9 protein-coding genes are annotated in these 5,547 nt (G+C 66.7%); 6 read left to right on the plus strand and 3 right to left on the minus strand.

Annotated elements, in window-relative coordinates:
* On the plus strand, positions 1 to 205 hold a 205-nt coding region (locus tag B3D39_RS06930), incomplete at its 5' end, for a lipocalin family protein (protein ID WP_286789544.1).
* On the plus strand, positions 202 to 1,104 hold the full coding sequence (locus B3D39_RS06935) for a DMT family transporter (RefSeq protein WP_274962772.1): 903 nt from the start codon (positions 202 to 204) through the stop codon (positions 1,102 to 1,104). The genes B3D39_RS06930 and B3D39_RS06935, both read left to right, overlap by 4 nt.
* On the opposite strand, the gene B3D39_RS06940 is transcribed toward B3D39_RS06935, so the two are convergent.
* Both B3D39_RS06940 and B3D39_RS06945 read right to left on the minus strand, forming a co-directional pair.
* Positions 1,101 to 1,808, minus strand: coding sequence for an NUDIX hydrolase (locus B3D39_RS06940; RefSeq protein ID WP_274962771.1), 708 nt, complete (start codon positions 1,806 to 1,808; stop codon positions 1,101 to 1,103). The genes B3D39_RS06935 and B3D39_RS06940 overlap by 4 nt on opposite strands.
* Positions 1,801 to 2,202: a DUF983 domain-containing protein gene (locus tag B3D39_RS06945; RefSeq protein WP_274962770.1), complete on the minus strand. Its 402-nt coding sequence runs from the start codon at positions 2,200 to 2,202 to the stop codon at positions 1,801 to 1,803. Before B3D39_RS06945 ends, B3D39_RS06940 begins: the two co-directional genes overlap by 8 nt.
* 188 nt (positions 2,203 to 2,390) lie before the next feature.
* On the opposite strand from B3D39_RS06945, the gene B3D39_RS06950 reads away from it, so the two are divergent.
* From B3D39_RS06950 to B3D39_RS06965, 4 genes are all read left to right on the plus strand, one after another.
* Complete coding sequence (locus B3D39_RS06950; protein WP_274962769.1) at positions 2,391 to 3,263, plus strand: EF-hand domain-containing protein; 873 nt, start codon at positions 2,391 to 2,393, stop codon at positions 3,261 to 3,263.
* A gap of 94 nt (positions 3,264 to 3,357) precedes the next feature.
* Positions 3,358 to 3,942: an RNA polymerase sigma factor gene (locus tag B3D39_RS06955; RefSeq protein WP_075774043.1), complete on the plus strand. Its 585-nt coding sequence runs from the start codon at positions 3,358 to 3,360 to the stop codon at positions 3,940 to 3,942.
* Positions 3,935 to 4,357: a dihydroorotate dehydrogenase gene (locus B3D39_RS06960; RefSeq protein ID WP_152843636.1), complete on the plus strand. Its 423-nt coding sequence runs from the start codon at positions 3,935 to 3,937 to the stop codon at positions 4,355 to 4,357. The genes B3D39_RS06955 and B3D39_RS06960 overlap by 8 nt, the downstream gene beginning before the upstream one ends.
* Complete coding sequence (locus tag B3D39_RS06965; RefSeq protein WP_274962768.1) at positions 4,357 to 4,863, plus strand: periplasmic heavy metal sensor; 507 nt, start codon at positions 4,357 to 4,359, stop codon at positions 4,861 to 4,863. The genes B3D39_RS06960 and B3D39_RS06965 overlap by 1 nt, the downstream gene beginning before the upstream one ends.
* Positions 4,864 to 4,973: 110 nt before the next feature.
* Here B3D39_RS06965 and B3D39_RS06970 read toward each other — a convergent pair.
* The coding region (locus B3D39_RS06970; RefSeq protein ID WP_286789545.1) for a diguanylate cyclase at positions 4,974 to 5,547 on the minus strand (574 nt) is incomplete at its 5' end.

A 5,547-nucleotide genomic window follows, 5' to 3' on the forward strand; every position in this document is an offset into this window, starting at 1 on the left:
ACTGCTGGCGAAGGACGCGTTCGGCGGCGAGCCGATCTGGGTGCTCTGGGTCGATTTCGACTATCGGGTGGCGGTGCTCGGCACGCCTTCGGGCCGTTGGGGGATGATCCTGTCGCGGCAGACCCCGCCACGGCCCGATCTGATCAAGGCGGCGCGCGATGTCATGGATTTCAACGGCTATGACATGACGCAGGTCAGTAAGTGACCGACGCGCCGGCGCATCTCTGGGTCTGGGTGACCCTGTTCGCGGCGGCCGTTCAGACCATCCGCTTCATGTTGCAAAAGCTGCTGGCGGGGGCGCAGCTCTCGGTGGGCGGTGCGACGTTTTCACGCTTTCTCTTCGGCTTCCCGCTCGCGGCTGCGACGGCGCTAGGCTTTCTGGCCGCGACGAACACGCCATGGCCGCATCTGAGCGGGCCTTTCTGGGGTTTCGTCATCGCGGGCGGTGCAGCACAGGTGGCGGCGACCTTCCTGACGGTGGCGCTGTTCGGCTTGCGCAATTTCGCGGTTGGCGTGGCTTTCACCAAGACCGAGACGGTGCAGGTCGCGCTGTTCTCCGCGATCATCCTTGGCGAATTCGTGGGCCCCATCGGCTGGATCGGGATCGCGATCGGACTGGCGGGGGTGCTGTTCCTGACCAAACCGCCCGAAGGCGGCTTCAACCCGCGTGCGGCGCTTTACGGCGTCGGGGCGGGTGCGCTGTTCGGCCTCTCGTCGATCTTCTATCGCGGCGCGACACTAGAGCTGGAGCCGCTCGACTTCTTCGCCCGCGCCATCGTCGCGCTCGCCTGCGCGACTTTCGCGCAATCGCTCGGCATGGGGCTGTATCTGCGGTTGCGCGAGCCGGGCGAATTGACCCGCGTGTTCGGCGCGTGGCGGCGGACGGTGCTGGTGGGGATCACCGGCGTTCTGGGCTCGGCGGGCTGGTTCACCGCGTTCTCGCTGCAAAACGCGGCCTTCGTGCGCGCGCTGGGCCAAGTGGAGATCGTCTTCACGCTGCTCGCCTCGGCGCTGGTCTTCCATGAGAGACTTCACAAGCGCGAGGGTACAGGCATCGCGCTCGTCGTGGTGTCGCTGATCGTGATCGTGCTGGCGGGACGTTAAAGCCCGATCCGCCGGAACTCCGAACGCGGCCCGCGATTGTCGAAGAACGGCACCGAATGCGGCGTGCCAAGCGCGTGTTTGGTGGTGATGAGGGCGGCGATTTCGGCCAGCACCACTTCGGTGATGAAGGGCAGGTTGAGCGCACGCGCCTCGGGCAGGGGCACCCAATGCAGATGCGAAAGCTCGTCGCATGCGCGGGAGAAATCGTCGAGATCGCCCTGGATCGCACCTGCATCGATCAGGAAGAACCGTGCATCGAAGCGGCGCGGACGGCCCGGCGGCGTGATCGCGCGGAACACGAAATGCAGATTGGCCGCCGAGGGCAGAAAGCCCAGATCGGCGAAGCCCTGCCAATCGGTCGGCACCGCGCCGGGCCAGACGGATTTCTCGCCCAGCACCAGCCCGGTCTCTTCCCACAATTCGCGCAGAGCGGCGGCGGCGAGCGCCCCGCCGATCCCCTCGGGTGCATCGGCCTCGAGCCGCGCGTGATCGGGCGCGGGCAGGGGAGAGGCGAAGGGCACCTCCCAATCCGTCGCGTCGAGCGCGCCGCCCGGAAAGACGTATTTCGAGGGCATGAAGGCCGCCCCCGCACCGCGCTGGCCCATCAACACGCTCGGCACCGCATCGGCATCACGGCGCAGGACGATCACGCTGGCCGCGTCCCGTAGCGCGGTTTTGTCGACCGGGGGGCGCGTGTCAGTCATGGACGATTTCGCCTTCGCCAAAACCATGCATCCGGCGCGACCACTGGATGCCGACCAGCATCCCCTTCATCAGCGGCAAAAGCACCGCCGAGAGCACCATCGAGCCGATGCCGAAAATCCAGATCATCTCCCACGGTCCGGGGCGGAAGGCGATGAAATAGGCCGCCATCATCGGAATCGCGAGATGGCCGACGATCAGGATCGTCAGATAGGCGGGGCCGTCATCGGCGCGCTGATGCGAGAGGTCCTCGCCGCAGGCCGGGCAGGTATCACGCACCTTGAGATAACTGTGCAAAATCCGCCCCTTGCCGCAGGCCGGGCAGCGACAGCGCAGGCCCCGCCCGATCGAGCGGCCCAGCGGGCGGTCATCGTGATACTCGTCTTGCGACTGCATTGCGCTCTCCCTTGTGGCGGTCTCTCTCCGCCCGTTCGCAGGGCAGTATGGCGGCAGCCGGGGCGGATGGAAAGTCCGGCGGGTCTATCACGGATGCGTGAGTTTGGCGACGGAATGCTGCGGGCGCCTCGTTTGGTTAGACATCGACGGCGCGAGATGTGCCGTGGGAGCGAGAACAGGAGTTTCGAATGAAAGTCATGAACAGGCAGACCCTCGTAGCAGCGATCCTCGCAGGTAGCGCGATCACCCTCGCAATGCCGGTGGTGGCGCAAAACCAGAACGGCAGCCAGATGCAGGGACAGCAGGTCATGCCCGGGAATGGGCCGGGCAACGGACCGGGCAACGGAGCTGGTAATGGCCCCGCCAATGGCATGGGGCAGAACATGCAGCCCGGCGCGATGCGCGATCAAGGCGGGCGCGGCTTCGGCTTTGACCTCAGCCGCTTCGACACCGATGGCGACGGTCAGGTGACGATGGAGGAAATTCAGGCCAAGCGGGCCGCCGACGCCGAGGCGCTCGACGCCAATGGCGATGGGATGATTTCTCAGGAGGAGCTCGTCAATTCCGAGATGGCCAAGGTGAAAGCCCGCATCGAGGCCCGCGTGAAAGCGCGCTTCGCCGCGCAGGACAGCAATGGCGATGGCGAGCTGTCGGCCGCTGAACTGATGGCGCATCCGATGCCGACGCGCATGTTCGACCGGATGGATCGCAACAATGACGGGGCGATCAGTGCCGACGAGATGCAGATGGCCAAACGGTTCATGCAGCGGATGAGCGACCGCCGCGACCATGGCCGGATGGGCAAGGGCGATTACCACGGCCATGACCGCATGGGCAAAGGGGATCGCCATGGCCATGACCGTATGGGGTGGAACGGCGACCGCGACGGCTACGGGCGGATGATGCAAGGCGACGGCCCGATGGGTCAGGGTCCGATGGGGCAAGGCCCGAACGGCCAAGGCCCGCAGGGCACGCCGCCGATGCAGCCGGGCGCCGGGGCTGGCCAAGGTCAAGGTCCGGGCAATGGACCCGCGGATGGCTCGGGCCGCTCCACGAACTGAGTTTCGAGCAGTGAAAAAAGCCGGGGCGCGGAAAAGCGCCCCGGCTGCATGTCAAATTGCATGCGCAGGGAAAGCAGGCTAGGCCTTTGACGGAATGACGATGGCACTGGATGCGATGAACGAGGCTTCGGACGAGGCTCTGCTGGAGCTTTACGCGCAGGGCGACCCGGCGGCGGCGCGGGCGTTGACGCTGCGCTTCGGGCCCTTGGCCTACCGGCTCGCCTATCGCTATCTGCGCGATGCGGCCGAGGCCGAGGACGTCGCGCAAGAAGGGCTCTTGCGGCTCTGGAAGATCGCGCCGGAGTGGCGCGCCGGCGAGGCGAAGGTCTCGACTTGGCTTTACCGGGTGGTGGCCAACCTCGCGACGGACCGGCTGCGCAAGCGCCGCGGCGTGGGGTTGGACGAGGCGCCAGAGGTGGCCGATGACCGCGCGAGCGCGCTGGACGAGTTGATCGCGCGCGACCGGGTGGCGGCGCTGGAAGCGGCGCTAGAGCAATTGCCGGAACGGCAGCGGATCGCAGTGACCCTGCGACATATCGACGGTTTGTCCAATCCCGAGATCGCTGCCGCGATGGAAACTGGCGTCGAGGCCGTAGAAAGTCTGACAGCGCGTGGAAAACGCGCTTTGAGCAAGCTGCTTCGGGGGCAGCGAGAGAAATTGGGGTTTGGCGATGACTGACAAACGCATGGATCGCGAGACGGACGCGTTGGACGACGCGGCGCTGGAGACGCTTTTCGGCGAGGCGCGCGCGGCGGGTGGGCCCGAGCCCGGGGCGGGGTTCCTCGCCCGGGTTCTGGCCGATGCGGAGGCGGAGCAAGCGGGCTTCGCGCGTTCTGGCCCCGCTGCAGCGCCCGACAAGCCTGACGTCTTGGCCGGTATCTGGGACGCGCTTCGCGGCGCGTTCGGTGGCTGGGCTCCGATGGGCGGTCTGGTCACGGCCGCTCTGGCCGGGGTCTGGATCGGCTTCGTGGGGGCCGACGAGATCGGCGCGCTCAGCCCGTTTTACGCCAGCAGCACGACCGAAAGCCTCGGCACGGTCAACCTGCTACCCGAGGGCGACACCTTCGCCTTCGCCGATGAAGGAGGGTTCTGATGGCGGCTGCCGAGACGCGAAATGGCCGGGGATTGCGCTGGGCGCTGATAGGGTCGGCGGTGCTGAACCTGCTTTTGATGGGGTTCTTCATCGGCGGCTGGATCGCGCATGAGCGGCATCCGCCGCGCCCGGTCGTGGGCGATGTCAGCCTCGGCGCTTTTACCGGGGCGCTGAGCCCGGAAGATCGTGATGCGCTGCGCAAGGCGGCGCAGGCGCGCGGCTCGGAGTTCCGCGATATGCGGCGGCAGGCGCGCAGCGACATGACGGCGCTGATCGCTGCGATCGACGCGGAGCCCTGGGATCGTGCGCAGGTGGCCGAGCTGCTTGAGCGACACAAGGCGCGGACGGTGCAGCGGGTCGATATCGGCGAGCAACTGATCCTCGACCGGCTCGACGCGATGAGCGCCGAGGCGCGGCACAGCTTTGCCGAGCGTCTGCGCGAGGGCGCGGCGCGGTTCGACAAACGCAAGAAGGACCGCGAGGACGCGCCAAAGCCCAAGCCCTGAGGTCAGGCGGACGGGCGCCCCCAAGGGGGCATCACCATTCGCCGTTTGGAAAATCGCCAGCCCTTAGTCTCATCACCTGCCCACGCGCGGCGTGACCCTGCTATTTTGGGTCAGGCCGCGTTTGTGTGTTGGGCGAGGGAGACCTGGTTACGACCGCTTCCCTTGGCGCAGAGAAGCGCCGCATCGGCCTCGTCGATAAGATGTTGCGGATCGTCATGGCGCGTGCCGCCGAAGGCGAGGCCAATCGAAATGGTGACCTGCGTCATTTGTCCGTCGGGCAGCGTGATCTTGCTCTGTGCGATTTCGTGCCGGAGCCGTTCCGAGATCCGGCAACCCTCGACCAGAGAGCTGTCGGGCAGCGCCACGAGAAACTCCTCGCCGCCGATGCGACCGATGAGATCGAGGTCGCGCAGGCTTTGGCGCAGATGGCGGGCGATACTCGCCAGCACCTCGTCACCCGCGCCGTGGCCATAGGTGTCGTTCACTGATTTGAACCGATCGAGGTCGAGCAGCATCACCGCATAACCGTGGCCCGTGCGGCGCGCGCGGTCGGACATGCGCGACAGATGCGCGTTCACGTAGCGACGATTGTGCAGCCCGGTCAGCGGATCGACCAGCGCAAGACGCAGGCCTTCGTCGACCGACAGACGCAACTGATCCGAGAGGCGCTTGCGGCGGAGCTGC

Source organism: Thioclava sp. UBA3469 (genome assembly GCF_002378135.1).
GTDB classification, from domain to species: domain Bacteria; phylum Pseudomonadota; class Alphaproteobacteria; order Rhodobacterales; family Rhodobacteraceae; genus Thioclava; species Thioclava sediminum.

Bases quoted from the DNA above. Each gene is read 5' to 3' on its own strand.
- B3D39_RS06940 (WP_274962771.1), bottom strand. From the start codon at position 1,808: ATGACTGACACGCGCCCCCCGGTCGACAAAACCGCGCTACGGGACGCG.
- B3D39_RS06945 (WP_274962770.1), bottom strand. From the start codon at position 2,202: ATGCAGTCGCAAGACGAGTATCACGATGACCGCCCGCTGGGCCGCTCG.
- B3D39_RS06950 (WP_274962769.1), top strand. From the start codon at position 2,391: ATGAAAGTCATGAACAGGCAGACCCTCGTAGCAGCGATCCTCGCAGGT.
- B3D39_RS06955 (WP_075774043.1), top strand. From the start codon at position 3,358: ATGACGATGGCACTGGATGCGATGAACGAGGCTTCGGACGAGGCTCTG.
- B3D39_RS06960 (WP_152843636.1), top strand. From the start codon at position 3,935: ATGACTGACAAACGCATGGATCGCGAGACGGACGCGTTGGACGACGCG.
- B3D39_RS06965 (WP_274962768.1), top strand. From the start codon at position 4,357: ATGGCGGCTGCCGAGACGCGAAATGGCCGGGGATTGCGCTGGGCGCTG.